This window comes from Streptomyces sp. NPDC055962 (assembly GCF_042270185.1).
In the GTDB taxonomy this organism is placed as follows: domain Bacteria; phylum Actinomycetota; class Actinomycetes; order Streptomycetales; family Streptomycetaceae; genus Streptomyces.
This window is the reverse complement of the sequence record NZ_JBHJYN010000016.1, coordinates 1-25,724: the sequence shown is the minus strand read 5'-3', so window position 1 is coordinate 25,724 and position 25,724 is coordinate 1. Positions and strand designations below refer to the sequence as shown.

Genomic DNA, 25,724 nt, shown 5'->3' with positions numbered 1-25,724 from the left:
TCCGGCGAGGACAGACCAGGGCCGCCCACACGTGTGAGCGACTTACGCGTCGTTGACCAACGCCCCTCTGGCCGCATACGCGCGCACGTCCGCGTCCGGGTCCGTGAGCACCCCGGCCAGAGCCTCCCGGGCCGCGTCGTGGGACGTGTGGTTCAGCAGCGCCAGCACCGCCGCCTTCCGGACATCGGCGTTCGGGTCACCCAGCGCCCCCGCCAGTGCCGCGACCGCCGGAACAGGACCGGCGGAGGAGAGCGCCGTCGCCGCCCCCGCCCTGACCTGCCAGGCCGGGTCCGTCAGCGCCTCGGTGGCCCGGGCCGCGTACGGCTCCGGGCACCCCGTCGCCGCGAGCGCCCCCAGGGCCGCCGCCCGCACCAGCAGGTCCGGGTCGGACAGCAGTGGAGCCAGCGGTTCCGGGCCGGGGGAGCGGGTGGCCGCCAGACCCTTCGCGACGGCCACCCGGACCTCCCGGGACGGGTCGGTCACCGCTCCGGCGAGCAGCCCGGCCGCGTCCACCGAGACCAGGGCGCTCACCGTGTGGACGCGTACGTCGATGTCGGAGTCGCCGAGCGTGCCGGCGTACAGCTCCGCGTCCCCCAGCCGCAGCGCCCTCAGGGTGTCCAGCGCCGTGGCCCGTACGACGGGGTCCCCGGAGCCGAGGGCCTCCACCAGCGGTGCGCGCAGCGCCGGTTCGGCCGGGAGCAGCTCGACCAGCTCCCGCAGGGAGGCGGCGGCCGCCGCCCGCACGGACGGCACCGGGTCCGCGAGCGTCGCCGCCAGCGCGGGCCCCGCACCCTCAGGCGTCGACTCGGTCAGCGCGGCCACCGCTGCCCGCCGGACCGCCGGGTCGGAATCGTCCAGATACGGGGCCAGGTCCGCCAGCTCCGGCTGGTCCTCCGCCAGCGCGAGGAGTTCGAGAATGCGGGGGGAGCGGCCGGACGAGGCGGATGCGGAGGTTCGGGAGCGCACGGGCAATGCGGACCCGGCAGGGGCCGATTCCCGCGCCCCGGCCGTCGCGACCTGCATCGCCTCGATCTCGCCGAGCTCCCGCGAGGCCCCGCCCACGGCGTCGAACCCTTCCACCGGCACGAGGTACGGTGCCACCGGCCGGGCCGTGAACTCCATCGCTCCCGCCGCCGACTTGCGCAGGTCGAGGTGGTGGAACCAGTCGGTGTCGTCGCGCTCCGGATGGTCCGTGCGCTCGTGGTAGAGGCCCCAGCGGGACTCCGTCCTGGCCAGCGAGGAACGCGCGGCCATCTCCGCGCAGTCCCGGATGAAACTCACCTCCGCACACCGCATCAGCTCGTGCGCGGTGGTCGCCCCCATCTCCGCGATGTCGTTGCGCATCCGCTCGAAGTGCTCCAGCGCGAGCGAGAGCCGGGCCCCCGACTTCGGCGGAGCCACGTAGTCGTTCACGAAGCGGCGCAGCTTGTACTCGACCTGGGTCTGCGGGGGCCCCTCCGGATTCCGCAGCGGCCGGTAGACCAGCTCGTGGGCCGCTTTCAGCTGCTCCTCGGGCAGCTCGCCCTCGTACGCCGTGTACTGCGCGGCGTCGGCGCCGGCGAGATCGCCGTAGACGAACGCTCCGATCATGTAGTTGTGCGGGACGCAGGCCAGGTCCCCGGCCGCGTAGAGGCGGGGCACCGTCGTGCGGGCGTGGTCGTCGACGCGGACCCCGGATGCCGAGTGCCCGCCGCACAGGCCGATCTCGGAGATGTGCATCTCGATGTCGTGGGTGCGGTAGTCGTGGCCCCGGTTCGCGTGGAACGTGCCACGGGTCGGCCGCTCCGTGGAGTGCAGGATGCCCTCCAGCGCGCTGACGGACTCCTCGGGCAGATGGCTCAGCTTCAGATACACCGGCCCGCGGTCCGAGGCGACCTCCGCCGCGAACTCGGACATCATCTGCCCGGACCAGTAGTCGGAGTCGACGAACCGCTCGCCGTGCCGGTTCACCTGGTAGCCGCCGAAGGGATTGGCGACGTAGGCGCAGGCGGGCCCGTTGTAGTCCTTGATCAGCGGGTTGATCTGGAAGCACTCGATGCCGGTCAGTTCGGCACCCGCGTGGTAGGCCATGGCATAGCCGTCGCCCGCGTTGGTGGGGTTCTCGTACGTCCCGTAGAGGTACCCGGATGCGGGCAGGCCCAGCCGTCCGCAGGGGCCGGTGGCCAGGACGACGGCCCCCGCGCGCACGGTGACGAACGCGCCGGTACGGGTGTTGAACGCAGCCGCGCCGATCGCCCGGCCGTCGTCGCCGGTGAGGATCCGGACCGGCATCACCCGGTTCTCGATCCGGATCCTCTCCCGCATCTCCCGGCGCCGCAGCTGCCGGTAGAGGACCTTCTTGACGTCCTTGCCCTCGGGCATCGGCAGCACGTACGAGCCGGAGCGGTGCACCTGGCGTACGGCGTACTCCCCGTGCTCGTCCTTCTCGAACTTCACCCCGTACGACTCCAGCCTCCGCACCATCCCGTATCCGCGCACCGCGGTCTGGCGGACGGTGGACTGGTCGACGATGCCGTCGTTGGCCCGGGTGATCTCCGCGACGTAGTCGTCGGGTTCGGCCCGGCCCGGGATCACGGCGTTGTTCACGCCGTCCATGCCCATGGCGAGGGCGCCCGAGTGGCGGACGTGCGCCTTCTCCAGCAGCAGGACGGAGGAACCGTGCTCGGCGGCGGTGAGCGCTGCCATGGTGCCGGCCGTGCCGCCCCCCACGACCAGCACGTCGCAGGAGAGTTCCTCGGCGTCGGCGAGGGCGGGGATCTGCACGGTCATGCCTTTCCACGGTCGGGGGTGAGCGATGCGAGGACCTCGCGGCGCAGCGCGACGGTCGCCGGATCGGTGTGCGCGGCGCGTTCCCGCGGGCGGGGCACGTCCAGGACGCGTCCGGTGGGCAGCAGTGCCACCCGGTCGCCCAGGAACAGGGCCTCGTCCACGTCGTGCGTGACGAAGACGACCGTGGCGCCCGTGCCCCCGAGGACATCGACGAGCAACTGCTGCATCCCGGCCCTGGTCTGGGCGTCCAGCGCGCCGAACGGCTCGTCCATCAGGACCGCGCGCGGCTCTGCCGCCAGGGCGCGGGCCAGCTGGACGCGCTGGCGCTGGCCGCCCGAGATCCGGTGCGGGAACTTCGCGCCGTGGCCGTCCAGGCCGACCCGGGCCAGCCAGGACTCGGCGCGCGCCCTCCGCTCCGCCCGGGGGACGCCCCGGACGGCCAGGGGCAGTTCGACGTTGGCGCGCACCGTGCGCCAGGGCAGCAGGGCGTCGTCCTGGAAGACGAGGGCCCGCTCGGCCCGGGGCGCGGTGATCGCCTCGCCGTCCTGGGTGACCTCACCGCCGAGGGCGGGCAGCAGTCCGGCCAGGGTGCGCAGGAGCGTGGACTTGCCGCAGCCCGACGGCCCGACGACGGCCAGGATCTCGCCGGGGACGACGTCGAGGTCGACGCCGTCCAGCACCGGGTCCCCGGCCCGGCCGAGCACGGCGCCGCGCAGCGTCAGCCGGACTCCCTGGGGAGTGGTCGTGGTGGTCATGGGTGCACCCGCTCCTTCGCCAGGGGGACCGGTGCCACCACCGGGGGGACGGCCCGCTTCCGGTGCCGCACGGGGGCCGGAGGGCGGCTGCCCTCCGTGCGCGGCAGCCACCGGGTGAGCCGGCGGCCCAGCAGCTCCACGGCTGTCGAGGTGATCCACCCCAGCAGTCCGATCGTGGCCATGCCGACGAAGACGCCGGGGTAGTCGACGACGGTGTAGTCCTGCCAGGTGCGGTAGCCGACCCCGTACTCACCGGAGATCATCTCGGCGGAGATCACACAGATCCACGACACCCCGATGCCGACGGAGAGCCCGCCGAGGATGCCGGGGAGCGCGCCGGGCAGGACGACGGAGCCGAGGATCCTCCACCGGCCGCCGCCCATCGTCAGGACGGCCTCCTCCCACACCGGGGTGAGCGCACGCACCGCGTGCCGCGTGGAGACCATGACGGGGAAGAACGCCGCGGTGCAGGTGATGAAGACGATGCCCTGCTCGTTGCTGGGGAAGAGCAGGATGGCCACGGGTACCAGGGCGATCGCCGGCACCGGGCGTATCACCTCCAGGACGGGGCCCAGCAGGTCCGAGACCAGCCGGGAGCGGGCGATCGCCGTGCCCGCCGTGATGCCGAGGACGGCGGCCAGGGCGAAGCCGGTGACGATCCGGGTCAGGCTGTCGGTGAGGTCCTGCCAGTACGCGCCGCTGCCCAGCCGGTCGCCGAACGCCCGGGCCACATCGGTCACCGTGGGGAACTGCTCGAAGCGCAGCCACAGGTTGACGTCGTAGGAGGTCAGCGCCTGCCAGACACCCAGGGCGGCCACCAGCGACAGCACCCGCAGCACCACCGACCACCGCTGTCCCCTCATGAGGCGCGGGCCAGACCGAGAGCGGTGGCGTACGGGACGGTCCGGGCGCCGGGGTGCGCCGCGACGTCCGCGCGGGCGGCCGACTCCGTGACGTACGGCCTCAGTTCCCCGCCGTCCTCCACCCACACCGCACGGTTCGCGAACCACAGGGTGCCGGTTCCCGCGTCCGGGACGTACGCGGCGCGGACCCTGCCCTCGTGCCCGGCGGCGTACCGCAGGACCTCGGCGGGCGTCGCGAACGCCGACGTGGTGTCCTCGCCCTTCAGCCAGACCTCGCCGCCGCGCGCCGCCGGCGGACCGGCGGCCCGTGCCTTCGCGTAGGCGGAGCCGTACACCCGCTTCACATGCGTCTCGTCGACGAAGTCGTCGACGTCCACGTCCCCGACGAGCTTCGCCGAACGAAGGACCGGGACGTCCTTCCTGAGCGCGGCGACCAGGGCGGGCTTCACCGTCGTGTCGAACGTCGCGATGCCCTGGGCGCCGTTGTAGAGGTGGACGACCTCGGCCGGCAGGCCCGTCGCCCCGGCCACCGACTCGGAGGCCGCCACCGGGTGCTCGTGCAGGTAGTCCGTGGCCCGGCCCTGCGCCCGGAGGAAGTCCTCCAGCACGCCGGGCCGCTTCTTCGCGAAGTCCTCGACGACGGTGACCCCGTGGAACGTCGGAAGATTCAGCTCCGCCCCGTCGTAGAGCGCCTTCGCCCGGCCCTGGAACGCCAGCAGTCCGGGCCACGCCACGAACTGCGACAGGGCGTCCGCGCTGCCGGCCTGGAGCGCCGAAGCGCCCACCGCGGGCTGCTGGTTGAGCTTGCGGATGTCCTTCTCCGGGTCGAGCCCGGCCTGCTGGAGCGCCCGTACGAGCGTCCCGTCCGCGGCCGAGCCCACACTTGTGGAGACCTTCCTGCCGCGCAGGTCCTCCAGGGAGCGGAGCTTCGCACCGGGCGCGGTCACCACGGTGTTGAGGCCGCCACGCAGGTTGTATCCGGTGACCGAGACCAGCTTGGTCGGGCGGCCCAGCTGCCTGCCCCGCGCGGCGTTGATCAGCAGCGGGTAGTCACCCATCGAGCCGATGTCGACCTTCCCCGCGGTCATCTGGGCGGTGATCGGGGCGCCGGTCGCGTAGTCCTGCCACTTCACCTCGTAGGTGACGCCGTCCCGCTCGCCCCGCGCCCGCAGTTCGTCCTCGAAGTAGCCCAGCGAGCGCAGCAGGGTGCCCGCCGTGACGGTGTTGATGGTCCTGGACTGGTAGCCGACGGTCACCGTGACCGTGTCGGCGCCACCCGCGCTCGCCTCGCCGCCGCAGCCCGCGGTGAGCGGGACGAGCAGCGCGGAGGCCAGCAGGGCGCCGGCCGTTCGGATTGCCGTGCGTCGCATGGGAGGAGGGGCCTTTCACCGGAGGAGGTAGGGCATGTTGACCGTGACCGCGCCGGTGGGACACCTGGCGGCGCACGGGCCGCAGTACCAGCACTCGTCGACATGCATGTACGCCTTGCCGCTGTCCGGGTTGACGGCCAGCGAGTCGAGCGGGCACATGTCGACGCAGAGGGTGCAGCCGTCGATGCACTTGGACTCGTCGATGGTCACGGGCACGTCGGCCCGCTGGGGCGTCAGAGGCATGGCGGTCTCCAGGGAAGAGGAAGAGGGCGGGGGAGGGGGCTCAGGCGGACCGGTGCAGCAGTCCGCTCATGCTGATGCGGTCGCCCCGGAAGCGGATGAACTCCAGGTCCACGGGGCGTCCGTCACCGAGGTGGGTGAGCCGTTCCAGCATCAGGACGGCGGATCCCTGCGGGGTCTCCAGGACGGCGGCGGAGTGCGCGTCGGCGTTGACCGCCTCCATGGTGATCTCGGCGCTGCCGAGCGGTTGCCCGGTGAGGCTCTCCAGCAGCCGGAAGACGTCGGTGTTCTCCAGGTCGCAGCCGAGGAGTCCGGCTCCGATGTCCATGGGGACGTAGGTGAGATCGAGGGAGAGCGGCAGCCCGTTCAGCAGCCTGCGCCGCTCGATGTAGAGCACGTCGGTGTGCTCCGCGACCCGCAGCCGCCGTGCGACGGGGCCCGGCGCGGGCACGGGGCCGACCGTACGGACCTCGTTGGTGACCCGGCCGTGTTCGCGGAGGGTCTCGGCCAGCCCCTGGAGCCGGTCCAGGCGGTGCGGGTACCTCTCGCTGACGACGACGGTGCCCACTCCCGGCTGACGCTCCACCAGGCCCTCCGCGCGCAGCAGGTCCAGGGCCTGGCGGACGGTGTTGCGCGAGACGCGGTAATCACTGCCGATCGCGTCCTCGAAGGGCAGCACCCCGCCCGGGAAGCCGCCGGTCCGCACCTGGTGGCGCAGCAGGTCGGCGAGCAGCCGCGCATGGTCCGCGCGCAGCCGGCGCCGACGGGCGGCGGCGACGGGCACGGTGTGCTCACGGGTGCGTTCGGCTGGCATGCGCTGGACCATACCGACGGGGTCCACGCGATGGTGTTGCGACAGTGTTGCGCCACCCCGGGCCGCCGGGCGTACCGCTGTGACCAGCTGTGTTCCGCTCGCCCGGGCAAGATCTGCCACCCGGACGACCACTCCTCGGACACCGGGGCCGCCCCGGCGCCGTCAGTCGCCGTCGCCGCTGCCGCCGCCTCCGCCGGCCCCGCCACCGGCCTGGGACGCCTTGTCCTGGCGCACATTGCGGTGCACGGCCAGGGCCGGCCACTCCTCGCGGGCCAGGGCCCGCGCCACCCCGCGCGTGCGGCGGTCACCCTGCCGCACCACCGACGGCAGCCCGACCGCCGCGGCCAGGCCGGCGAGCAGCCGGCTCCTGCGGTCCGGGTACCCGGCCGCACGGGACTCCTCGAAGCGCTGCCGCACCTGCTCCGCCGGGGAGGCGGGGCCCGCCGGATGGCGGTGGTACGGCAGCAGGCCGAGGAAGCGGCGCGTCTCCCTGCGCAGGACGCCGCGCTCCACCAGGGCGTCCAGGTACAGCCCGCCGGCCCGCCGGCCCGCCTTCCGCACCCAGCCCTTCGCGGACACCCCCGAGCCGGACCGGCTCTTGCCGGGGGGCGGGAGGCTCCGCAGGAACACCGCGAGCAGGGCGTCCGGCGGGTCCAGCGGGTTCACGACCACCACCCGCCCGCGCTCGTGCGTCGTCCGGCCCTGGAGCTCCAGCTCCGCCAGGGCGGCGCCGGCGATCCCGTACTCCAGGAACCGGCCGCGGCAGTACGGCTTGCCGCGGACGGGGTCCAGGGCGAGCAGCAGCAGCTCCTCGGGGAGCGTGAGCGCGGCGTCGTCGTTCACGCCGAGGCCGTGATCCGTCCGGTGACCTCGCCGAGCCCGACACGGGTGCCGTGCGGTCCGGGGGCCCAGGCGGTCAGGGTGACCGTGTCGCCGTCCTCCAGGAACGTCCGCTTGCCCTCGGCCAGGTCCAGCGGGTCGCGGCCGTTCCAGGTGAGTTCGAGCAGCGAGCCGCGCTGGGCGGGCTCCGCGCCGCTGACCGTCCCGGAGCCGTACAGGTCGCCGGTGCGCAGCGAGGCGCCGTTCACCGTCATCTGGGCGAGCTGCTGGGCGGCCGTCCAGTACATGGTCGAGAACGGGGGCTCGGAGACGGTCTGCCCGTTGATCTCCACCGAGATCCGGATGTCGAAGCCGCCCAGCTCCTCGTCGTCCGCGTCCTCCAGGTAGGGGAGCAGGGCGACGTCACGCTCGGGGGCCGTGCGGGCCGAGTCCAGGGCCTCCAGCGGGGTCACCCAGGCGGACACGGAGGTGGCGAAGGACTTGCCGAGGAAGGGGCCCAGCGGCACGTACTCCCAGGCCTGGATGTCCCGCGCCGACCAGTCGTTGAGCAGGGAGAGTCCGAAGACGTGCTCGCGGAATTCGGAGAGCGGCACCGGGGAGCCCTGTGCGGAGGGGACACCCACGACGAACCCGACCTCGGCCTCGATGTCCAGCTTCACCGAGGGCCCGAAGACGGGGGCCGGGTCGGACGGCGCCTTGCGCTGCCCGGAGGGGCGCACCACGTCCGTGCCGGAGACGACGACCGTGCCGGCCCGCCCGTGGTAACCGATCGGCAGGTGCTTCCAGTTGGGGGTGAGCGCCGCCCCGTCGGGCCGGAAGATCCTCCCCACGTTGGTGGCGTGGTGCTCGCTGGCGTAGAAGTCGACGTAGTCCGCGACCTCGTACGGCAGGTGGAGGGCCACCGAGTCGAGCGGGTGCAGCAGCGGCTCCAGGTCCGCGCGGTGCGACGGCACCGTGACCCATGCCGTCAGCGCCCTGCGTACATCCCGCCAGGCGGTGCGCCCCGCCGCCAGCAGCGGCATCAGGCTCGGCTGCGCCAGCAGTCTGGCGTACGGCGAACCGAGTGCGTGCGCCGCCGCTCCGGCGTCCAGCACGTGTCCGCCGATGCGGACTCCGACCCTTCGGTCCTCGGGGTGCTCCGGGGTGGAGAACACGCCGTACGGAAGGTTGTGCGGACCGAAGGGATCGCCCTCGGCCAGGTCGAGCGGGCTGCTCTGCTCGGGCATCTGTCGCTGCCCCTTTCCAGTCGCTTGAGGAACACGGTACGTCGGCGTCGCCGGTCGGCGGCAGTGTCTCAAGTAGGCGTGATGCCCGGAAAGTTACGTGATAACCCTGCTCGACCCGCCGTGCGGGCCAGGTCAGCCCGCGGTGCGCGGGATGCGCTTCTCCCAGGTCCGGTGGAAGACGACCTCGTCGCCGTCCTTGCAGACGACCTCGTTGGACGTGATGAAGTCGTCCGCGTCCGCACTCGTCTCGGAACGCGTCTCGATCCGCACGTCCCAGGACATCTCCGGCCGGTGCAGCCTGATCGTCCAGTCGGACCGGGCCCTCGCCGACAGCGGGTCGTCCTGCTGGATCGTGTACGTCTCCAGCGCGTCCTCGGTGAACTCCAGCCCGTCCGGGTAGACCCGCGTGCCGCCGTAGCGGGGGTCTACCTCCAGGCGCCATTCGCCCTTGGCGACGTCACGGACCACGAGACGTTCCGGACGCTGCTCGTCGAGGGTGGCCGGGAAGACGACCCCGAGCGGCTCCGCCTGCTCCGGCTCGCCGAAGGTGATCGCCGGGTCCTCGGTGTGCCGGCGCACCGGGAGTTCCACGAGGCTGCCCTCCGCCTCCAGTGTGAAGCCCGCCGAGCCCGCCTGGGGCCAGATCCACGGCCAGTACGAGGAGGAGACGGCGACCCTGATCCGGTGGCCGGGCGGGAAGGTGTGCCCGATGCCGTTCAGGTCGAAGTTCACGTATTCGGCCTTCCCGACGGGCCAGTCCTCCGCGCGGTCGCGCCCGTGACGGGTGGCCAGGTTGAGGGCCCCACGGGTCACCAGGGTGGAGGACCCGTCCGGGGCCACGTCGCAGAGCCGGGCGATCACCTGGCCGCGCGGTACGTCCATCCGGAGCAGGAGCGTCAGCCGGGGGCGGCCGAGGATCTCGATCGGGGCGTCCTCGACGGGGAACTCGAAGCACACCGACTTGGCGTCCTCGTCGCGCTGGTCGGGCGGCAGGTCGGCGTCGTTGCCGAACGGGAAGAAGCGTCCGGCGTCCATCCCGGTCTGTTGCGGCGAACGGACGATCTGCGACCCGCCGCCCAGGGCGTACGTGACCGCGGCGACGTTCTCGGACGGCCAGGACGCGTCGCCGACCCAGCGTCCCGGAAGCGTCTCGTAGACCGTGGCGGGGCGGTGCGAGCCGCTGATCCAGGACCGCAGCAGCGGCTCGTTCATCACCCCCGTGTCCTTGTCCTTGAGGTGCTGGTCCCACCAGCGCAGCGTCTCCTGGAGGAAGCCGATCGCGGGGCCCGGGGGGAGTCCGCGGTCCGGGTACTGGTGCGACCAGGGGCCGATCAGCCCGCGTACCTGCCCGGGGTCCAGGTGCTCGACGAGCCGCAGGACGGTGTCGCGGTACGGGTCGTGCCAGCCGCCCACCGCCATGACCTTCGCCTCGATCGCGCCGTAGTCCTCGCAGACGCTGCCGTGCTTCCAGTAGTCGTCGCGGGTCTGGTGGGCCAGCCACGTGTGGATGAAGGGCTCCACCTTCTCCAGGCGCCGCAGCCACATGTCCCGCCAGTCGTCCCCCACGTCGGCCGGGTCCGGCGGGCGCGAGACGAAGGCCAGCATGGTGGAGGCCCAGGCGTGCATGTCCACCCCGAGGACGGAGCCGCCCATGTAGTGGACGTCGTTGTCGTAGCGGTCGTCGGCCGAGCAGACGGTGACGACCGCCTTCAGGGGCTCCGGTGCGAGCGCCGCGATCTGGAGCGAGTTGAAGCCGCCCCAGGAGATGCCGAACATCCCGACCCGGCCGGAGCACCACTCCTGCTGCGCGAGCCAGTGCACGACGGCGACCCCGTCGGCGAGCTCCGTCGCGTCGTACTCGTCACCCGGCATGCCCTCGCTGTTGCCGTGCCCGCGGACGTCGACGCGCACGGAGGCGTAGCCGTGGCCCGCGTACCAGGGGTGGCGCTGCCAGTCGCGCGGGGCCGTCCAGTCGCTGAGCCGGTAGGGCAGGTACTCCAGGAGCGCGGGCACCGGTTCGTCGGTGACCGGCCGCCAGATCCGGGCGTACAGCTCGGTGCCGTCCGCCAGCGGGATGTAGAGGTCCTCGTGGGTGGTCTCGTACGGGAAATCGGTGCGGATGTGCATGGCGGTACCTCAGTGGACGGGGTGCATGGTGCGCTTGAGCCAGGGAGCGGCGGCGATGACGGCCACACCGGCCGCCACCGCGATAGCGCCATTGACACCGAAGTAGGCGGGGTTGGACACCTCGCCGTACAGCTTCACGATCTGTGACTGGATGCCGTTGGCGAGGGCCAGCGACAGGAACCACAGGGCCATCGTCTGGCTGGCGAACGCCTTGGGCGCGAGCTTCGTGGTGGCGGACATGCCGGAGGTCTCCACGAGGATGTCGCCGAGCCCGAGCAGCAGGTAGGAGCCGACGATCCACCAGGCGGCCATCTTGTACGTGTCGTCGGCGTGGCCGGAGGTCGGCAGGACCATCAGGATGAACGACAGGCCGCCGAGGATCACCCCGATCGCGATCTTGTTGGAGGCGTGCGGCTGGCGCGGGCCCATCCGGGCCCACACGGCGGCCACGACGGGGGCCAGCGCCACCTCGAACGCGCCCAGCGCCGACGCGTACCAGCTCGCCGGGAAGTGGAAGCCGAAGATCTCGGTGCGCGCGTTCGTCGAGGCGAGCAGGATCATCGTCGAGTACGCCTGGAAGAGGATGAAGTTGAAGACCACGGACGCCAGGAACAGCACGACGTACGGGCGCAGCCTGCCGCGCTCCTCCGCGGTCACCCGGGGGGAGCGGAACATGACCACGAAGTAGACGACGGGTGCGATCACCGAGACGACGGTGAGCACGTCGACGAAACGGTCCATCGTGAGCCAGCCGGCGAGGGCCAGAGCCGTCGCCACGGCCGCGACCACGACGGCGCCCACGACCATCAGCCGCACCGCCCTGCGCATCGGCCCGGGGGCCAGCGCGTACTCGGCGCCGTGCCTTCGCCCGGCCAGGTGACGCCGGCCCAGGACGTACTGGATCAGGCCGAGCGTCATGCCGAAGGCGGCGGCCGAGAAACCCCAGTGCCAGCTCGCGTGTTCCCCGAGCCAGCCGGTGATCAGCGGGCCGGCGAAGGCGCCGATGTTGATGCCCATGTAGTAGAGGGCGAAGCCGGCGTCGCGGCGCTGGTCCTCGGTGCCGTAGAGCTTGCCGACCATGGAGGCCACATTGGGCTTGAGCAGACCCGTGCCGGCGCTGATCAGCCCGAGGCCCACCCAGGTCATCGTGGCGGTCGGGACCGCCATGGCGTAGTGGCCGCACGCGATGAGGATGCCGCCGTACAGGACCGCGCGGTACGAGCCGAGGATGCGGTCGGCGAGCCAGCCGCCGGCGACCGAGACGAGGTAGACCAGCGTGCCGTAGGCGGCCGAGACCGAGGCGGCGGTGCCGGGGTCCATGCCCAGGCCGCCGTCGGAGACCTTGTCCGCGAAGTAGAGGACCAGGATGGCCTGCATCCCGAGGAACGAGAAGCGCTCCCAGACCTCCAGCCCCGACAGCGTCAAGAGCCCCCGCGGCTGGCCGAAGAAGGCGGTGTCGTCTCCGGGCGGTGGCTGTGTCGGTTCGGTACCGGCCGTGGTGTGGGACAAAGCGATAACTCCTGATCGTATGAGCTGATCCCGAACATACCGGCGGTGGCGGGAAGGCGCCCACGGTGATCCAAACGGGACCGGATACGCTGAGTTGAGTGAGGACAGCGACACATCGACATTCCGTGTGATCGTCAGCAGACAGGAGATCCCCTCGTGACCGTCGTCGGGCCGTTCGGACTGAGCGTGCGGGACCAGGCTCTTGAGGCCGATGTCCAGGCCGGTTTGGCCGCTGTCGAGGCGGGGCTGCTGGATGCCACCAAAAGTGAGGTCCCCTTCATCACGGAGGCGGCGCAGCACCTCGTCAGCGCGGGGGGCAAGCGGTTCCGGCCGTTGCTGGTGATGCTCGCGTCCCAGTTCGGCGACCCGGACGCCCCGGGAGTCGTCCCCTCGGCCGTCGTCGTCGAGCTCACGCACCTGGCGACGCTGTACCACGACGACGTGATGGACGAGGCGGACGTGCGCCGCGGGGTGGACAGCGCCAACACCCGCTGGGGCAATTCCGTCGCCGTCCTGACGGGCGACTTCCTCTTCGCCCGGGCGTCGCACATCCTGGCCGACCTCGGCCCGGAGGCCGTACGCATCCAGGCGGAGGCCTTCGAGCGCCTCGTCACCGGCCAGATCCTGGAGACCGCCGGCCCGCGCGACGGACGCGACCCCGTCGACCACTACATGGACGTGCTCAGCGGCAAGACCGGCTCGCTGGTCGCCGTCTCCGGCCGGTTCGGCGCCCTGATGGCGGGGGCCGACGACGCGGTCGTCGACATCCTCACCCAGTACGGCGAACGCCTCGGCATCGCGTTCCAGCTCGCCGACGACGTCCTGGACATCGCCTCCGACTCCCACGAGTCGGGGAAGACGCCCGGCACCGACCTGCGCGAGGGCATCCCCACCCTCCCGGTGCTCCTCCTGCGGGCACGGGCGGAGGCCGAGGGCCGTCCGGAGGACAAGGAGCTCGTGGCCCTGCTGGAGGGCGACCTCGCGGACGACGCCCTGCTCGCCGAGGCGCTGCGCAGGCTCCGCGCCCACCCGGCGCTCGAACAGGCACGGCGCGACACCGTCCGCTACGCCCAGGAGGCACGGGCGACGCTGGCGCCGCTGCCCGAGTGCTACGCCAAGGCCGCGCTCGAAGAGCTGTGCGACGCCGTGGTGCACCGCGCGGGCTGACCCGTCCGTGCCCCGTTCGACCCCTAAGGGCTCGGGGGACGGTGCGTCCCGCGTGTCATCCCGGAGAGGTACGTCCAGTTGCTCCCGGGGGCTGACGCTTGTCCTCGCCCGATTTGGTCAGATGGTTAAGAACCACTCCTGACCACATCGGGTGAGAATGGCGGCGGGGAGTGGACACGCTCAACGGGATGGCAGCCGCCGACCACGGAGGTAGAGCAGACATGGCACCGAACGACAGCGCGGAGACCAACGGCGAGGCCACGGGCACTGTCGTGGGCCGCCGGAAGGCGGCGCGCTACATCGTCCCGTTCGCGGTGGCGGGAGTGGCGGCGGCGACGATCGGGCTCGTCCCGGCACTGGCGGACTCCGGCGACCCGGATCTGCCCGACATCACCGCGCAGGAACTCATCGAGAAGATCGCCGCGTCGGACGAGGAGCAGCTCTCCGGCACGGTGAAGGTCAGCACCGACCTCGGCATCCCCTCGCTCGGAGGGCTCGCGGGCTCCTTCGCGCCCGACTCCGGTTCCCAGGGGTCGAACGCGTCCCCCGACGCCAAGCTGATGGAGCTCGCCTCCGGGACGCACACGCTCCGGGTCGCGGCCGACGGCCCGGACAAGCAGCGCCTCTCCATCCTCGGCGAGGGCTCCGAGTACAGCCTCGTCCACCACGGGGACGACGTCTGGGGATACGACAGCGAGAGCAACGAGGTCTACCACGCGTCCGGCGGGGACACGGGCGGCAAGGCCGAGGGGCACAAGGCGCCGAAGGGGGTGCCGGCCACTCCCGGCGAGCTCGCCGAGGAGGCGCTCGCCGCCGCCGACGACACCACGTCCGTCACCGTCGACGGCACCGCGCAGGTCGCGGGGCGCGACGCCTACAAGCTGCTGATCAAGCCCAGGCAGTCCGGCTCGACGATCGGCTCCGTCACGGTCGCCGTCGACGCCGCGACCGGCGTGCCCCTGAAGTTCACGCTGGCCCCCAGCGGCGGCGGCAAGGCCGCAGTGGACGCCGGCTTCACCCAGGTCGACTTCGCGAAGCCCGCCGCCTCCTCCTTCTCCTTCACCCCGCCCGAGGGCGCGAAGGTGACCGAGGCCGACGAGCTGAAGGCCGGGGCCGAGGAGAAGGGCGCCGCGGACAAGGCACGGAAGGAGCTGGGCGCGCTGGAGGGCTTCAAGGGCCTGAACGTCATCGGCGAGGGCTGGAACGCCGTCGCCGAGATCGAGGTCCCGGGCGGGGCGGGCATGCCCGCGCAGGGCTCCGGCGACGTCCCGGCGCAGGCGCAGCAGTTCCTGGACGCCCTCGGCGACAAGGTCACCGGTGACTTCGGCTCGGGCACGGTCTTCTCGACGCGCCTGGTCAACGCGCTGCTGACGGACGACGGCAAGGTCTACGTCGGCGCGGTCACCAAGGACGCCCTGGTGAAGGCGGCCGACACCGCCCGGTAGGACGCACCGTACGCCCCGCCCCGTCGTACGCTCCGTACGGCGGGGCGGCTCGTGCGACGGGGAGGTCCGCACAGGGGGGCCGGCCCGTGCGGCGGGGCGGCCCTGTGCGGCGGGGCCGACGGACACGGCGGGACAGGACCGGGAGTGCGGATGACCGAGACAGCTGCCGCGACGGCGCGGCCGGGCACGTGGCCGGGGACCGGCACCGTGATCGAGACGCGCGGGCTCACCAAGCGCTACCGGGGCGGACCGCCGGCTGTCGACGGGCTCGACCTCGCGGTCCCCGCCGGCAGCGTCTTCGGATTCCTCGGGCCCAACGGCTCGGGGAAGACGACCACGATCCGGATGCTCATGGGGCTCATCACTCCGACCTCCGGCACCGCCCACGTCCTGGGCCTCCCCATGCCGGCCGCCTCGCGGACGGTGCTCCCGCAGGTCGGCGCGCTCATCGAAGGGCCCGCGCTGTACGGGTTCCTGACGGGCCGGGGCAACCTCGTACGGTTCGACTCGGCCGACCCCGCCGCCGATCCGCGCACCCGGCGCGCACGGGTGGAGAGCGCCCTGGAGCGGGTCGGTCTCGCCGCCGCTGCCGGCAAGAAGGCCAAGGCCTACTCGCTCGGCATGAAGCAGCGCCTCGGGCTCGCCGCGGCCCTGCTCCAGCCGCGCGGACTGCTCGTCCTGGACGAACCGACCAACGGCCTCGACCCGCAGGGCATGCGCGAGATCCGCTCCCTGGTCCGGGAGCTGGCGGCCGAGGGCACCACGGTCTTCCTCTCCTCCCATCTGCTCGACGAGATCGAACAGGTCTGCACCCACGCCGCGGTGATGGCCCGTGGCCGGCTCCTCGTCCAGGGACCGGTCGCCGAGCTCGCCGCGGGCGCACGGGGCCGGCTCGCCGTCACCACCCCCGACCCCGGTGACGCCGCCCGCGTCCTCGCGGCGCACGGGGCGACGGGCCTCGTGTGCGACGGGGACCGGGTGAGCACGGACGCGCCCGCCGGGGACGTGGAGCTCGCGGACATCAACGCCGCCCTGGTGGGCGCCGGGGTCCGGGTACGCGCCTTCGGTATCGAGCGGGCCTCGCTGGAGGACGCCTTCGTCGCACTCACCGGAGAGGGATTCGATGTCGCAGGCTGAACGCACGGCCGTCGCCGTGCCCCGTGCGCCGCGCCGGGCGGTGTGGACCCTCGGGATCCTCCGCTCCGAGCTGGCCACCCTGCTCCGGCGGTGGCGCACCCTGGCCCTGCTCGGGGTGCTGGCCGCGGTGCCCGTCCTCATCGGGATCGCCGTACGCATCGAGACGGGCGACGGAGCGCGCGGCGGACCGGGCGGCGGAGGGGGCGGACCCGCCTTCCTCGCCCAGGTCACCCACAACGGCCTCTTCCTGGTCTTCGCCGCGCTCTCCGCGACGCTGCCCGTCTTCCTCCCGATGGCCGTCGGCGTCGTCGCGGGGGACTCCGTGGCGGGCGAGGCGAGCGGCGGCACGCTGCGCTACCTGCTGGTCGCCCCGGCGGGCCGCACCCGTCTGCTGCTCGCGAAGTACGCCTCGGTGCTGGTCTTCTGCCTGGTCGCCACCCTGGTCGTCGCGGCGTCGGCGCTCATGACCGGTGCGCTGCTCTTCCCCGTCGGCGAGGTCACGACGATCTCGGGGACCCGGATCGGGTTCGGTGAAGGTCTCCTGCGGGCCGGGCTGATCGCCGTCGTGGTGGCGGCGTCGCTCGTCGGGTTCGCGGCGCTGGGCCTGTTCGTCTCGACCCTCACCAACAGCGGGATCGCGGCGATGGCGGCCACGGTCGGCGTGCTCGTCATCACCCAGATCCTGGACACCATGCCGCAGCTGGACGGGATCCACCCGTATCTCTTCCCGCACTACTGGCTGTCCTTCACGGACCTGCTGCGCGATCCGGTCTACTGGGACGAGATCGTCAGGAACCTGGGTCTGCAGGGGCTGTACGCGGCGGTGTTCGGCTCGGCGGCCTGGGCGCGGTTCTCGGCGAAGGACATCAGCGTCTGAGGGACCGGCGGGGGTCCGCCCGTACCGTCGGCCGGTCGAGCCGTCCCCCGATCGGCTCGTCGCGGCACGAACGGCACGAACGGTCTGCTGCACGGAACGTCACGACACGGTACGTTCCGTTTCCAGCCTGGTCATTGTTCGACTTCTGGCGACGACCTGTCAACAAGCGGTGGGCGGAATCCCCCTATGCTCACCGAATGATCACATCGCCGAGTTCCCTGCGCCGCAGCGAGAGGTCGCGGCGGGCGACGCTGGACGCCGCTCTGGAGCTGTGTACGGAGAAGGGGTACGGGCGGGTGACCGTCGAGGCCATCGCGGCCCGCGCCGGGGTGAGCAAGAAGACGATCTACCGCTGGTGGCCGTCGAAGGGCGCGGTGGTGCTGGAGGCGTTCGCCGGCATGCTCGTCGGCGCCACGCCGTTCGTCGACACCGGTGTCATCGAGGCGGATCTGCGGACCCACATCGGCAGTCTGGTGCGGCTGATATCCACGCCGCCCTACGGCCCGGCCTACGCGGGGATCCTGTCGGAGCTGCACCACGACGAGGACCTGGCGCGCGCCGTCCGCGAGCAGCTCGTCGGCCCCCGGGTCGACGCGGCCGTGGAACGGCTGCGCCGAGCGCAGGAGCAGGGGCAGATCCCGGCGGGCGCGGACCTCCCCCTCGCGGTGGAGATGCTCTACGGGCCCGTCTACTACCGCCATGTGCTGCGCAAGCCGGCCCAGGACGAGGCGACGGTCGCCGCCCTCGTCTCCCACGTCCTGCGGTCCCTGGCCGCCGGCGGTGGCCAGGGACCCGGGCGCCTCAGCTGAAGAAGGTCTTCGCCCGGGCGGTGGCGCCGGTGTCCGACAGCACGTCGCCGGGCTTGCTGCCGCTGCCCAGCAGCACCCCGCCCCACCGCATCCCCAGGTACTTCGCCGAGATGCGCAGGGTGCCCGCCAGCGGCTCGGCGACCGCGGGGTCGCTGTCCGCGAGGGCCGTGACCCCCCAGAGGGTCTTGCCTGCCATCGTCCTTCTGAAGTCGATCCCCGGCGTCTCCAGCCAGCCCGACCAGTGGTCCAGGTACTGCTTGGTGGACGAGGAGACCGAGTACCAGTAGAGCGGTGAGGCGATCACCACGTCGGTGGCGTCCAGTGTGGCCCGGAGCAGGGTCCCGGCGTTGCCGGTGGGCGGGGTGTGGCGGCGTTCGGGATGGCGCGCGTCCTCGAATGCGGGCAGCGGGAGCTCGCGCAGGCTCAGCCAGCGCTGCCGGGTGTCCGGGGGGAGCTGCTCGGCGGCGATCCGCGCGAGCGTCTCGGTGTTGCCGCCGGGCCGGCTGCTGCCGAGTACGAAGAGGAAACTGCGTGCCGCCATGACCACTCCCATTGCCCGCGTGCGACGATTGCTTGCGTACGCAGCATATCGGCGCACGAGGGGTTCATGGGAGTGGCTTTCAGCCGAACATGCGCTCCAGCACCGAGGCCACCCCGTCCTCCTCGTTGGACCCGGTGATCTCGTCCGCCTCCGCCCGGAGTGCGGCATGGGCGTTGCCCATCGCCACGGTGTGGCCGCAGAGCCGGAACATCGGCAGGTCGTTGGGCATGTCGCCGAACGCCACCGCCCCGGCCGGGTCGTGGCCCGTCAGCTCCGCCGCCAGGGAGATCCCGGTGCCCTTGTCCACGCCGTACGGCGCCAGCTCCACCGTGCCCGGACCCGCCATCGTCACGGACGCCAGATCACCCACCGCCCCGCGGGCGGCCGCGGCCAGTTCGTCGTCCGTCAGTTCCGGGTGGCGTATCAGGACCTTGATCACCGGGGCTGCCCACAGCTCCGCGCGGAGCGCGGCCCGCTGCGCGGGGAGCGAGGGGTGCGGCATGAGGTAGCCCGGCTCGGTCAGGGTCAGGCCGTCGGTGCCGTCCTGGTCCACCGCGGCGAACACCGGCCCCACCTCGGCCTCGATCTTGCCGAGCGCCGTGTCGGCCAGCTCCCGGTCCAGCGTCACCGAGCGCAGCAGGCGGGCCGAGCCCGCGTCGTACACCTGGGCGCCCTGGCCGCAGACCACCAGGCCGTCGTAGCCGAGGTCCGCGAGCAGGGTCCGTATCCCGGGCACCGGGCGGCCCGTGACGATCAGGTGCCGCGCGCCGGCCGCCCTGGCGCGGGCGAGGGCGGCGCGGGAGCGGGGGCTCACGGTGTCGTCGGAACGCAGCAGCGTGCCGTCCAGATCCGTGGCGACGAGGGTGTGTGCGGCGGGTGGGATGACCATGAGGTCAGCCTAGAGAGATCGCTTTCCCGTCGTACGCCGCCGGCCTGCGCGGACGGTCGGCCCGCTCACTGGACGCAGAACTCGTTGCCCTCCGGGTCCAGGAGCACCTGCCACGTCCCCCCGGGCTCCTCGACGAGCCGCAGCACGCTGGCGCCCAGCCCCACCAGCCGTTCCGTCTCGGCCTCGCGCCGGCCGGGGGCCGCGTGGACGTCGATGTGGAGGCGGTTCTTGACCGTCTTGGCCTCCGGCACCCGCTGGAAGAGCAGCCGGCGGCCGAGCCCCGCGCCGCTCTTCTCGTCGTACGGGTCGTCGGGATGCCGTGCGGCGGCGAGGTCGCGCCAGGCGTGACGGCCGTGCGGCTCGGCCGTGTCGGCCTCGGACACGACGCCGGCGGCCAGCAGCTCGTCGATGAGGACGCTGTTGTCCTCCACGAGGTAGCCGAGGGCCTCCGCCCAGAAGTCGGCCTGGGCGTGCGGGTCGGTGGCGTCGATGACGAGCTTCCAGTGCAGAGTCATGGAAACCGTTTATACTGGTTACATGAATGGTGCGGCAACGGGCACGCCGGAACCGGGGCTGATTCTTCGTACGCCCCGCGGCCGTGCGTTCCGCTTCGATCCGGGCGCCCTCTGCCTGGAGTTGCTGCTCACCAGCGATCCGGGCGGACTGCCCTGGAGCTACGAGACCCTGGGCGTCCCCGCCGATCTGGTGCGCTGGGCGCAGGAGAGCCGGCTGCCCGACGGGCTGCGGCTCGTCGTCGATGCGGCCGAGCTCGACCGCGCGCGTGAACTGCGGGGCGCGCTCTGGCGGATGACCATCGCCCGGGCCCGGGGCGACGGCCTCGCCCCCGACGACACGGACGTGGTGAACACCGCCGCGGCCCGTTCCCCGCTGGTGGCCGCCATGACACCCGGCGGTCTACGCACCTGGCCGGTCCGGGCGAGCGGCACGGAGCTGCTGTCGACGGTCGCCCGTGACGCCGTGGACCTGTTCACCGGCCCGTACGCCCACCGGATCCGTGTGTGCGAGGCCCACGACTGCGCACTGCACTTCGTCGACACCTCCCGGCCCGGCAGGCGCCGCTGGTGCGCGATGGGCCGGTGCGGAAACCTCAGCAAGGTGCGGGCGCACCGCGCCCGCCACCCCGCACCCGGCGACGCCGGGGAGTGAAGGGAGAGCCGCGATGCCGACCGGACTCACGCAGGACGCGGGATGGGAGATCGGTGTCTCCCGGACCCTGCCCCTGCCCGTGGACGCACTCTGGGAGTTCGTCGCCGGGGAGGAGGGGGTGGCCCTCTGGCTCGGACCCGGGGCGGAGCTGCCCACCGAGAAGGGCGCCGCCTACCGCACGGCCGACGGGGTCGAGGGCGAGATCCGCAGCTACCGCCCGGGAGACCGGGTCCGCCTCACCCACGGGCCGACGACGGTGCAGGTGGCCGTGGCCCCCGGCGGTTCGGCCGGCAGGTCCGTCCTCCGCTTCCACCAGGAGCACCTGGCGAGCGCGGAGGAGCGCGAGGAGCGGCGCGCCCACTGGCAGGGCGTGATGGACCGGGTCGAGGCCGCGCTCGGCTGACCGCGGATCAGCGCGGCGGGCAGGTCCCGCAGGCGTGTCCGCCGAGGGCCGCCAGCAGCACCCCTGCCGCGGCGCTCACCGCCGGGTCGCCGTCCGCCGCCAGCCGCTCGGCCGTCGGCCGGCCGGCCAGCACCGCAAGATGCGCGTCCCGGGTCCACTCCGGGTGGTGCGCGTGGCCACGGGCGAGGATCGTCCCCAGCAGCCCGAGCACCCCGGCGCGGTCCTTCACGGTCTCCATGGCGGCCAGCTCCCAGAGGAAGGGCACCGCGGCGACGGTCGCGTCGAAGACGGCCATGGCGCCGATCCACCGCCCCAGGTCGCTCAGCGCGTCCTCGGCCGATTCGCTGTCGCCCCAGGCGATCCGCGACAGCATCCCGGGGACCTGGGAGGCGGAGCCCTGGGCGTGGCGCAGTTCATGCCACTGGACGTGCCGCATGTCCTTCAGGATGGTCCCCATCCGGGCACTCAATCAGCCTTTGCCGGTGCCGTCCACCATGCCTGCCACACTCGTCGGATCCGGCCCCCGCGCCCCGTCCAGCACCTCCAGATACCGGTGCACCGCGTCGAAGCCGCCGGTGTGCGAGACCAGCCCCACGTGGTTGTCGGGCCGGATCACGACGACGGTGTCCCGGCCGGCGCCGTACGCCGCGGAGGCGAGTCCCTCCCGGTCGTGCAGGGAGTCCGGGAGGGCCGCGCCCGTCCCCGGCTCCGGGTCACCGGCGCCGTACACCCGCACGGCGCGCACCGCGTCGCCGTGGGCCGCGGCGGCGTCCCGCAGCGCCCGTTCGGTGCCGGCGCCGAAGCCCAGCACGGTGAGATGCGGCCCGGCCAGGATGCGGAAGAGGCGGGTGGGCTCACCGGTCGCCGCGACGGCGCAGGGGGCGTCCGGGGCGCGGTCCCCGGACCGCAGGGCGCCGTCGCCCCCGGGGCGGGCGAGCGAGCTCCACCGGTAGTCGCGGCCGGGCCCGCCCGTCGAGGACGTGATCGCGCTGTCCAGGCCGCCGCCCGGCTTCCTGATCGCCTCCAGCGTGGCCCGCAGCCGCTCCGACGTGAACTCCAGCGTCCAGGCGGCGACCGGGAGCCGTTCCTCCTCGTAGGTGTCCAGCAGGTCCGTACCCGCCCGCCCCCGCACCACCTGGGCGAGCTTCCAGCCGAGGTTGAAGGCGTCCTGGATGCCGGTGTTCATGCCCAGCCCGCCCGCGATCGCGTGCACATGGGCGGCGTCCCCGGCCAGGAGGACCCTGCCCACCCGGTAGCGGTCCACCATGCGCACGTTGACGCGGTACGTCGAGAGCAGGGTGGCCTCGGTGAGGCGGGCGGCCGGCAGCCGGGTGTGCCGGGCGAAGAGCCGCCGGAAGCCGTCGGCCGAGGGGGCGAGGGGCCGGCCGTCGGCGTCCCGTTCGGGGCTCGCCTGGAACCACCATCCCGTCGGGGTCCCCGGAACGGGGCAGAGCATCACCGCCCCGTCCTCGTCGAACCACTGGTGCCAGAGGCCCCGGTCCAGCACGCCCGGATCGATCTCGACGTCGCCGCAGACCATCACCTGGTCCTCGGCCGTCCCACCCTCGAAGGGGACGCCCAGCAGTTTCCGTACGCGGCTGCGGGCACCGTCGCAGCCCACCACGTAGCGGGCCCGGACGTCCGGGCCGTCGGCGAGGGCGACGGTCACCGCGGTGCCGTCGTCGGTGAGACCCACGACCTCGGTGCCCGTCTCCACGGCCATCCCGTACCCGGCGAGGCGGTCGCGCAGGATCTCCTCCAGCCGCCACTGCGCGATCAGCCGGCCCCGGTCGTAGGGTGCGTCCGGCGTCGGCGCGGAGCCCGCGTACGGGTCGGCGTCGGCGACGGGCACGCCGTCGCGGTACTTGCGCATCGGGAGGGGCGCCGAGCCCGCCGCCAGCACCGCCTCCACGACGCCCAGGTCCTCCAGCACCTCCAGGGTGCGGGGGTCGGGACCCTTGGCCCGCGAACTGCGCGGGTGGCCGGGCGACTTGTCCACGATCCGTACGGCGAGGCCGCGCCGGGCGAGATCGCACGCCAGGGTCAGTCCGGTCGGGCCCGCGCCCACGATCAGTACATCGGTCATGCCTGCTCCTCGGTCCACTCGTCCCGGAGGACAGAGAACCGTAACCAGGTAAGAAAAGCAACCGAGTAACTATTTCATGGCGGGAGTGTCCGTGTCCGGCGTGGAGGCGGAGGCCGTGCCGACGGGTGCCGTCGCCTCCGCGGCCCGTACGGCCAGGCGCAGGGCCTCCGCTCTCGTGCGCCGCGACGTCCGCAGTGCGTCCCAGGTCAGCAGCATCAGCGCCACCCAGACCAGTGCGAAGCCGGCCCACCGCTCGGGCGGCATCTCCTCGTGGAAGTACAGGATGCCGAGCGCGAACTGGAAGACGGGCGCCAGGTACTGCAGCAGGCCCAGGACGGAGAGCGGTACCCGGATCGCCGCTGCGCCGAAGGAGACGAGCGGGATCGCCGTGACGAGCCCCGTCGCGGCGAGGAGGGCGCCGTGCCCCGCACCCCCGGCGAGGAACGTCGCGTCACCCCTCGCCCCGAGCCACAGCAGGAAGCCGAGCGCGGGCACGAACAGGACGGCGGTCTCGGCGGCGAGGGACTCCAGTCCGCCCATGCCGACCTTCTTCTTCATCAGGCCGTACGTCGCGAACGAGAACGCCAGCACCAGCGAGATCCACGGCGGCTGCCCGTAGCCGATCGCCAGCACCAGCACCGCCGCGAAGCCGGTCGCCACCGCGGTCCACTGCACCGGGCGCAGCCGCTCACCGAGCAGCAGCACGCCCATGGCGATCGTGACCAGCGGATTGATGAAGTAGCCCAGCGACGCCTCGACGACGTGACCGTTGTTGACGGACCAGATGTACAGGCCCCAGTTGACGGAGATCACCGTCGCGGCGAGCGTGATGAGCCCCACCCGCCGCGGTTGCCGTATCAGCTCGCCGATCCACGCCCAGCGGCGCAGGAACAGCAGGGCGACACCGACGACACCCAGCGACCAGACCATCCGGTGGGCGAGGATCTCCACCGCCCCCGACGGTTCCAGCAGCGGCCAGAAGAGGGGGACGAGGCCCCACATCCCGTACGCAGCGATTCCGTACAGCAGGCCAGCCCGCTGCTCGTTCTTCCCCTTCACGGGCCCTCCCGGCACTCCTGTGTCGGCGGTCGGCCGACTGCACGACGGTAGCGCCGGAAGAGCCCTCTGTCATTGCCGTCTCATGGGAACGGTCGTGACCGGGGCGGGAGTGCTCAGACGGCGAGTGCCGCGGCCACCGTCTCGGCCAGGGGGGTGGTCGGGCGGCCGATCAGGCGGGACAGGTCGCCGCTCGTCCCGGCGAGCAGCCCGCGCGCGATGGCCTCGTCCACGTCGACGAGGATCGCGGCGAAGGACTCGGGCAGTCCGGCCTCGACGAGGATCTCCTGGTGCACGGCGGCCGGCACCTCGGTGTACACGATCTCCTTGCCGGTCGCCGCGGCCACCACGGCGGCGTACTCGGACAGCGACCAGGCGACGTCGCCGCTCAGCTCGTACGCCGCGCCGATGTGCCCCTCACCGGTCAGCACGGCGGCGGCGGCGTCCGCGTAGTCGGCCCGGGTGGCGGAGGCGACACGGCCCTCGCCCGCGTTGGCGACGACGGCGCCGTGCTCCAGGACGGCCGCCAGGTTCGCCGTGTAGTTCTCGGTGTACCAGCCGTTGCGCAGGAAGGTGTGGGGAACCCCGGAGTCCAGGATCAGTTGCTCGGTCACCTTGTGCTCGGCCGCCAGCAGGAAGTCCGCGTCGGGACCGCCCAGCACCCCGGTGTAGGCGAGCTGCGCGACGCCTGCCGCCTTCGCCGCCTCGATCACGGCGGTGTGCTGCGGTACGCGCCTGCCGGCCTCGCTGCCGGAGACGAACAGCACGCGGTCGCCCGCCCGGAACGCACCGGTGAGCGTCTCGGGCCGGTCGTAGTCGGCGACGCGGATCTCCACGCCGAGGCCGGCGAGCGCCGCCGCCTTCTCCTTGTCGCGGACGACCGCGGCGACCGATTCCGCCGGGACGGTGGCGAGCAGCCGCTCGATGACGAGACGGCCGAGCTGTCCGGTCGCTCCGGTGACGACGATGCTCATGAGGTTCCTCCTGGATGCGCTGATCCTTGTATGCGTGCTTTCTCCCACTCACCATAGAGCTGGCACTAACCAAAGGAAAGTACCAACTTTGAAGTAAGGTACTGATATGAACGTAAGCCCGGTGAGGTCCTCCGACGTCAATCAGCCGATGTGCCCCTCCCGGCTGGTGCTGGAGCACGTCACCAGCCGCTGGGGGGTGCTGGTTCTGGCCGGGCTGCTGGAGCGTTCGTACCGCTTCAGCGAGCTGCGCCGCGCGGTCGGCGGCGTGAGCGAGAAGATGCTGGCCCAGACCCTCCAGACACTGGAGCGCGACGGCTTCGTGCACCGGGACGCCAAGCCGGTGATCCCGCCGAGGGTGGACTACTCGCTGACCCCGCTCGGCAGGGAGGCCGCCGAGCAGGTCTGGGGACTGGCCCGGTGGGCGGAGCGCCGGCTGGACGCGGTGGAGACGGCCCGCGCGGCGTACGACGAAGCCCGGCCCTGATCGTCCGGGGCCGGGCTTCGGGGGTGCGGTGGCGCGTCAGCCGACGACGGTCCAGGTGTCGCTGCCGGCCAGCAGGGCGCTCAGGTCGCCCTTGCCGTGCTGCTCGATCGCGGTGTCGAGCTGGTCGGACATGAGTACGTCGTAGACCGGGCGCTCCACACTGCGCAGGACGCCGA

General features: G+C 72.7%; 25 protein-coding genes and 1 pseudogene. 8 read left to right on the top strand and 18 right to left on the bottom strand.

What is annotated here, in order from left to right; all coding sequences use genetic code 11:
• Positions 1-42: 42 nt before the first annotated feature.
• The 10 genes from ACFC51_RS31785 to ACFC51_RS31740 all read right to left on the bottom strand — a co-directional run bounded on the left by ACFC51_RS31785 (position 43) and on the right by ACFC51_RS31740 (position 12,513).
• Positions 43-2,769: a fumarate reductase/succinate dehydrogenase flavoprotein subunit gene (locus ACFC51_RS31785; protein ID WP_376532110.1), complete on the bottom strand. Its 2,727-nt coding sequence runs from the start codon at positions 2,767-2,769 to the stop codon at positions 43-45.
• A complete protein-coding gene (locus ACFC51_RS31780) occupies positions 2,766-3,524 on the bottom strand; it encodes an ABC transporter ATP-binding protein (RefSeq protein ID WP_376374666.1) in 759 nt (252 codons plus the stop codon). The genes ACFC51_RS31785 and ACFC51_RS31780 overlap by 4 nt, the downstream gene beginning before the upstream one ends.
• Positions 3,521-4,387 carry an ABC transporter permease gene (locus tag ACFC51_RS31775; RefSeq protein WP_376374668.1) on the bottom strand — a complete coding sequence of 289 codons (867 nt, stop codon included), beginning with the start codon at positions 4,385-4,387 and terminating at the stop codon, positions 3,521-3,523. The genes ACFC51_RS31780 and ACFC51_RS31775 overlap by 4 nt, the downstream gene beginning before the upstream one ends.
• Positions 4,384-5,757 carry an ABC transporter substrate-binding protein gene (locus ACFC51_RS31770; protein ID WP_376374670.1) on the bottom strand — a complete coding sequence of 458 codons (1,374 nt, stop codon included), beginning with the start codon at positions 5,755-5,757 and terminating at the stop codon, positions 4,384-4,386. Before ACFC51_RS31770 ends, ACFC51_RS31775 begins: the two co-directional genes overlap by 4 nt.
• A 15-nt stretch (positions 5,758-5,772) precedes the next feature.
• Entirely contained in the window at positions 5,773-6,000 is a 228-nt protein-coding gene (locus ACFC51_RS31765; RefSeq protein WP_376374673.1) for a ferredoxin family protein, read from the bottom strand.
• 40 nt (positions 6,001-6,040) lie between these two features.
• Complete coding sequence (locus ACFC51_RS31760) at positions 6,041-6,811, bottom strand: GntR family transcriptional regulator (RefSeq protein WP_376374676.1); 771 nt, start codon at positions 6,809-6,811, stop codon at positions 6,041-6,043.
• Positions 6,812-6,973: 162 nt separating this feature from the next.
• The gene (locus tag ACFC51_RS31755) at positions 6,974-7,654 is read right to left on the bottom strand and encodes a GPP34 family phosphoprotein (protein ID WP_376374679.1); all 681 of its coding nucleotides are present in this window, start codon (positions 7,652-7,654) and stop codon (positions 6,974-6,976) included.
• Positions 7,651-8,877, bottom strand: a complete 1,227-nt coding sequence (fahA, locus tag ACFC51_RS31750; RefSeq protein WP_376374682.1) for a fumarylacetoacetase — start codon at positions 8,875-8,877, stop codon at positions 7,651-7,653. Before fahA ends, ACFC51_RS31755 begins: the two co-directional genes overlap by 4 nt.
• 132 nt (positions 8,878-9,009) lie before the next feature.
• Positions 9,010-11,004 (bottom strand): CocE/NonD family hydrolase, encoded by a 1,995-nt coding sequence (locus tag ACFC51_RS31745; protein WP_376374685.1) that lies wholly within the window; start codon positions 11,002-11,004, stop codon positions 9,010-9,012.
• Positions 11,005-11,013: 9 nt separating this feature from the next.
• A complete protein-coding gene (locus ACFC51_RS31740; protein WP_376532108.1) occupies positions 11,014-12,513 on the bottom strand; it encodes a peptide MFS transporter in 1,500 nt (499 codons plus the stop codon).
• 156 nt (positions 12,514-12,669) lie between these two features.
• On the opposite strand from ACFC51_RS31740, the gene ACFC51_RS31735 reads away from it, so the two are divergent.
• The 5 genes from ACFC51_RS31735 to ACFC51_RS31715 all read left to right on the top strand — a co-directional run bounded on the left by ACFC51_RS31735 (position 12,670) and on the right by ACFC51_RS31715 (position 17,948).
• Positions 12,670-13,680, top strand: a complete 1,011-nt coding sequence (locus ACFC51_RS31735) for a polyprenyl synthetase family protein (protein ID WP_376374690.1) — start codon at positions 12,670-12,672, stop codon at positions 13,678-13,680.
• 221 nt (positions 13,681-13,901) lie between these two features.
• On the top strand, positions 13,902-15,125 hold the full coding sequence (locus ACFC51_RS31730; RefSeq protein ID WP_376532106.1) for an outer membrane lipoprotein carrier protein LolA: 1,224 nt from the start codon (positions 13,902-13,904) through the stop codon (positions 15,123-15,125).
• A gap of 150 nt (positions 15,126-15,275) precedes the next feature.
• Positions 15,276-16,262, top strand: coding sequence for an ABC transporter ATP-binding protein (locus tag ACFC51_RS31725; RefSeq protein ID WP_376374696.1), 987 nt, complete (start codon positions 15,276-15,278; stop codon positions 16,260-16,262).
• Positions 16,249-17,139: an ABC transporter permease gene (locus tag ACFC51_RS31720; RefSeq protein WP_376532104.1), complete on the top strand. Its 891-nt coding sequence runs from the start codon at positions 16,249-16,251 to the stop codon at positions 17,137-17,139. Before ACFC51_RS31725 ends, ACFC51_RS31720 begins: the two co-directional genes overlap by 14 nt.
• 197 nt (positions 17,140-17,336) lie before the next feature.
• On the top strand, positions 17,337-17,948 hold the full coding sequence (locus tag ACFC51_RS31715; protein WP_376374701.1) for a TetR/AcrR family transcriptional regulator: 612 nt from the start codon (positions 17,337-17,339) through the stop codon (positions 17,946-17,948).
• On the opposite strand, the gene ACFC51_RS31710 is transcribed toward ACFC51_RS31715, so the two are convergent.
• The 3 genes from ACFC51_RS31710 to ACFC51_RS31700 all read right to left on the bottom strand — a co-directional run bounded on the left by ACFC51_RS31710 (position 17,941) and on the right by ACFC51_RS31700 (position 19,893).
• Complete coding sequence (locus tag ACFC51_RS31710) at positions 17,941-18,489, bottom strand: flavodoxin family protein (protein ID WP_376374703.1); 549 nt, start codon at positions 18,487-18,489, stop codon at positions 17,941-17,943. The two genes, ACFC51_RS31715 and ACFC51_RS31710, sit on opposite strands and share 8 nt — an antisense overlap.
• A 79-nt stretch (positions 18,490-18,568) precedes the next feature.
• On the bottom strand, positions 18,569-19,378 hold the full coding sequence (locus tag ACFC51_RS31705) for an HAD family hydrolase (protein ID WP_376374706.1): 810 nt from the start codon (positions 19,376-19,378) through the stop codon (positions 18,569-18,571).
• A 65-nt stretch (positions 19,379-19,443) separates the two neighbouring features.
• Positions 19,444-19,893 (bottom strand): VOC family protein, encoded by a 450-nt coding sequence (locus ACFC51_RS31700; RefSeq protein WP_376374708.1) that lies wholly within the window; start codon positions 19,891-19,893, stop codon positions 19,444-19,446.
• A gap of 22 nt (positions 19,894-19,915) precedes the next feature.
• Between ACFC51_RS31700 and ACFC51_RS31695 the strand changes: the two genes are divergently transcribed.
• Together ACFC51_RS31695 and ACFC51_RS31690 are read left to right on the top strand one after the other, a co-directional pair.
• Positions 19,916-20,545 carry a CGNR zinc finger domain-containing protein gene (locus ACFC51_RS31695; RefSeq protein ID WP_376374711.1) on the top strand — a complete coding sequence of 210 codons (630 nt, stop codon included), beginning with the start codon at positions 19,916-19,918 and terminating at the stop codon, positions 20,543-20,545.
• Between the two features lie 13 nt (positions 20,546-20,558).
• Positions 20,559-20,948 (top strand): SRPBCC domain-containing protein, encoded by a 390-nt coding sequence (locus ACFC51_RS31690; protein WP_376374713.1) that lies wholly within the window; start codon positions 20,559-20,561, stop codon positions 20,946-20,948.
• 7 nt (positions 20,949-20,955) lie between these two features.
• Here ACFC51_RS31690 and ACFC51_RS31685 read toward each other — a convergent pair whose 3' ends face one another.
• The 4 genes from ACFC51_RS31685 to ACFC51_RS31670 form a co-directional block, all read right to left on the bottom strand.
• On the bottom strand, positions 20,956-21,405 hold the full coding sequence (locus ACFC51_RS31685) for a hypothetical protein (RefSeq protein ID WP_376374715.1): 450 nt from the start codon (positions 21,403-21,405) through the stop codon (positions 20,956-20,958).
• Between the two features lie 12 nt (positions 21,406-21,417).
• On the bottom strand, positions 21,418-23,034 hold the full coding sequence (locus ACFC51_RS31680; protein WP_376532102.1) for an FAD-dependent oxidoreductase: 1,617 nt from the start codon (positions 23,032-23,034) through the stop codon (positions 21,418-21,420).
• Between the two features lie 69 nt (positions 23,035-23,103).
• Positions 23,104-24,093, bottom strand: a complete 990-nt coding sequence (gene rarD, locus ACFC51_RS31675) for an EamA family transporter RarD (RefSeq protein WP_376532100.1) — start codon at positions 24,091-24,093, stop codon at positions 23,104-23,106.
• Positions 24,094-24,206: 113 nt separating this feature from the next.
• Positions 24,207-25,064 (bottom strand): SDR family oxidoreductase, encoded by an 858-nt coding sequence (locus ACFC51_RS31670; protein WP_376374724.1) that lies wholly within the window; start codon positions 25,062-25,064, stop codon positions 24,207-24,209.
• A 106-nt stretch (positions 25,065-25,170) separates the two neighbouring features.
• On the opposite strand from ACFC51_RS31670, the gene ACFC51_RS31665 reads away from it, so the two are divergent.
• Positions 25,171-25,548, top strand: coding sequence for a winged helix-turn-helix transcriptional regulator (locus tag ACFC51_RS31665; protein WP_376374727.1), 378 nt, complete (start codon positions 25,171-25,173; stop codon positions 25,546-25,548).
• A 36-nt stretch (positions 25,549-25,584) separates the two neighbouring features.
• On the opposite strand, the pseudogene ACFC51_RS31660 reads toward ACFC51_RS31665, so the two are convergent.
• Positions 25,585-25,724: pseudogene (locus ACFC51_RS31660) on the bottom strand (2-oxoacid:ferredoxin oxidoreductase subunit beta); the annotation flags it as partial.

Bases quoted from the DNA above. Each gene is read 5' to 3' on its own strand.
- ACFC51_RS31785 (WP_376532110.1), bottom strand. From the start codon at position 2,769: ATGACCGTGCAGATCCCCGCCCTCGCCGACGCCGAGGAACTCTCCTGC.
- ACFC51_RS31780 (WP_376374666.1), bottom strand. From the start codon at position 3,524: ATGACCACCACGACCACTCCCCAGGGAGTCCGGCTGACGCTGCGCGGC.
- ACFC51_RS31775 (WP_376374668.1), bottom strand. From the start codon at position 4,387: ATGAGGGGACAGCGGTGGTCGGTGGTGCTGCGGGTGCTGTCGCTGGTG.
- ACFC51_RS31770 (WP_376374670.1), bottom strand. From the start codon at position 5,757: ATGCGACGCACGGCAATCCGAACGGCCGGCGCCCTGCTGGCCTCCGCG.
- ACFC51_RS31765 (WP_376374673.1), bottom strand. From the start codon at position 6,000: ATGCCTCTGACGCCCCAGCGGGCCGACGTGCCCGTGACCATCGACGAG.
- ACFC51_RS31760 (WP_376374676.1), bottom strand. From the start codon at position 6,811: ATGCCAGCCGAACGCACCCGTGAGCACACCGTGCCCGTCGCCGCCGCC.
- fahA (WP_376374682.1), bottom strand. From the start codon at position 8,877: ATGCCCGAGCAGAGCAGCCCGCTCGACCTGGCCGAGGGCGATCCCTTC.
- ACFC51_RS31745 (WP_376374685.1), bottom strand. From the start codon at position 11,004: ATGCACATCCGCACCGATTTCCCGTACGAGACCACCCACGAGGACCTC.
- ACFC51_RS31730 (WP_376532106.1), top strand. From the start codon at position 13,902: ATGGCACCGAACGACAGCGCGGAGACCAACGGCGAGGCCACGGGCACT.
- ACFC51_RS31725 (WP_376374696.1), top strand. From the start codon at position 15,276: ATGACCGAGACAGCTGCCGCGACGGCGCGGCCGGGCACGTGGCCGGGG.
- ACFC51_RS31720 (WP_376532104.1), top strand. From the start codon at position 16,249: ATGTCGCAGGCTGAACGCACGGCCGTCGCCGTGCCCCGTGCGCCGCGC.
- ACFC51_RS31715 (WP_376374701.1), top strand. From the start codon at position 17,337: ATGATCACATCGCCGAGTTCCCTGCGCCGCAGCGAGAGGTCGCGGCGG.
- ACFC51_RS31710 (WP_376374703.1), bottom strand. From the start codon at position 18,489: ATGGCGGCACGCAGTTTCCTCTTCGTACTCGGCAGCAGCCGGCCCGGC.
- ACFC51_RS31705 (WP_376374706.1), bottom strand. From the start codon at position 19,378: ATGGTCATCCCACCCGCCGCACACACCCTCGTCGCCACGGATCTGGAC.
- ACFC51_RS31700 (WP_376374708.1), bottom strand. From the start codon at position 19,893: ATGACTCTGCACTGGAAGCTCGTCATCGACGCCACCGACCCGCACGCC.
- ACFC51_RS31695 (WP_376374711.1), top strand. From the start codon at position 19,916: ATGAATGGTGCGGCAACGGGCACGCCGGAACCGGGGCTGATTCTTCGT.
- ACFC51_RS31690 (WP_376374713.1), top strand. From the start codon at position 20,559: ATGCCGACCGGACTCACGCAGGACGCGGGATGGGAGATCGGTGTCTCC.
- ACFC51_RS31685 (WP_376374715.1), bottom strand. From the start codon at position 21,405: ATGGGGACCATCCTGAAGGACATGCGGCACGTCCAGTGGCATGAACTG.
- ACFC51_RS31680 (WP_376532102.1), bottom strand. From the start codon at position 23,034: ATGACCGATGTACTGATCGTGGGCGCGGGCCCGACCGGACTGACCCTG.
- ACFC51_RS31670 (WP_376374724.1), bottom strand. From the start codon at position 25,064: ATGAGCATCGTCGTCACCGGAGCGACCGGACAGCTCGGCCGTCTCGTC.
- ACFC51_RS31665 (WP_376374727.1), top strand. From the start codon at position 25,171: ATGAACGTAAGCCCGGTGAGGTCCTCCGACGTCAATCAGCCGATGTGC.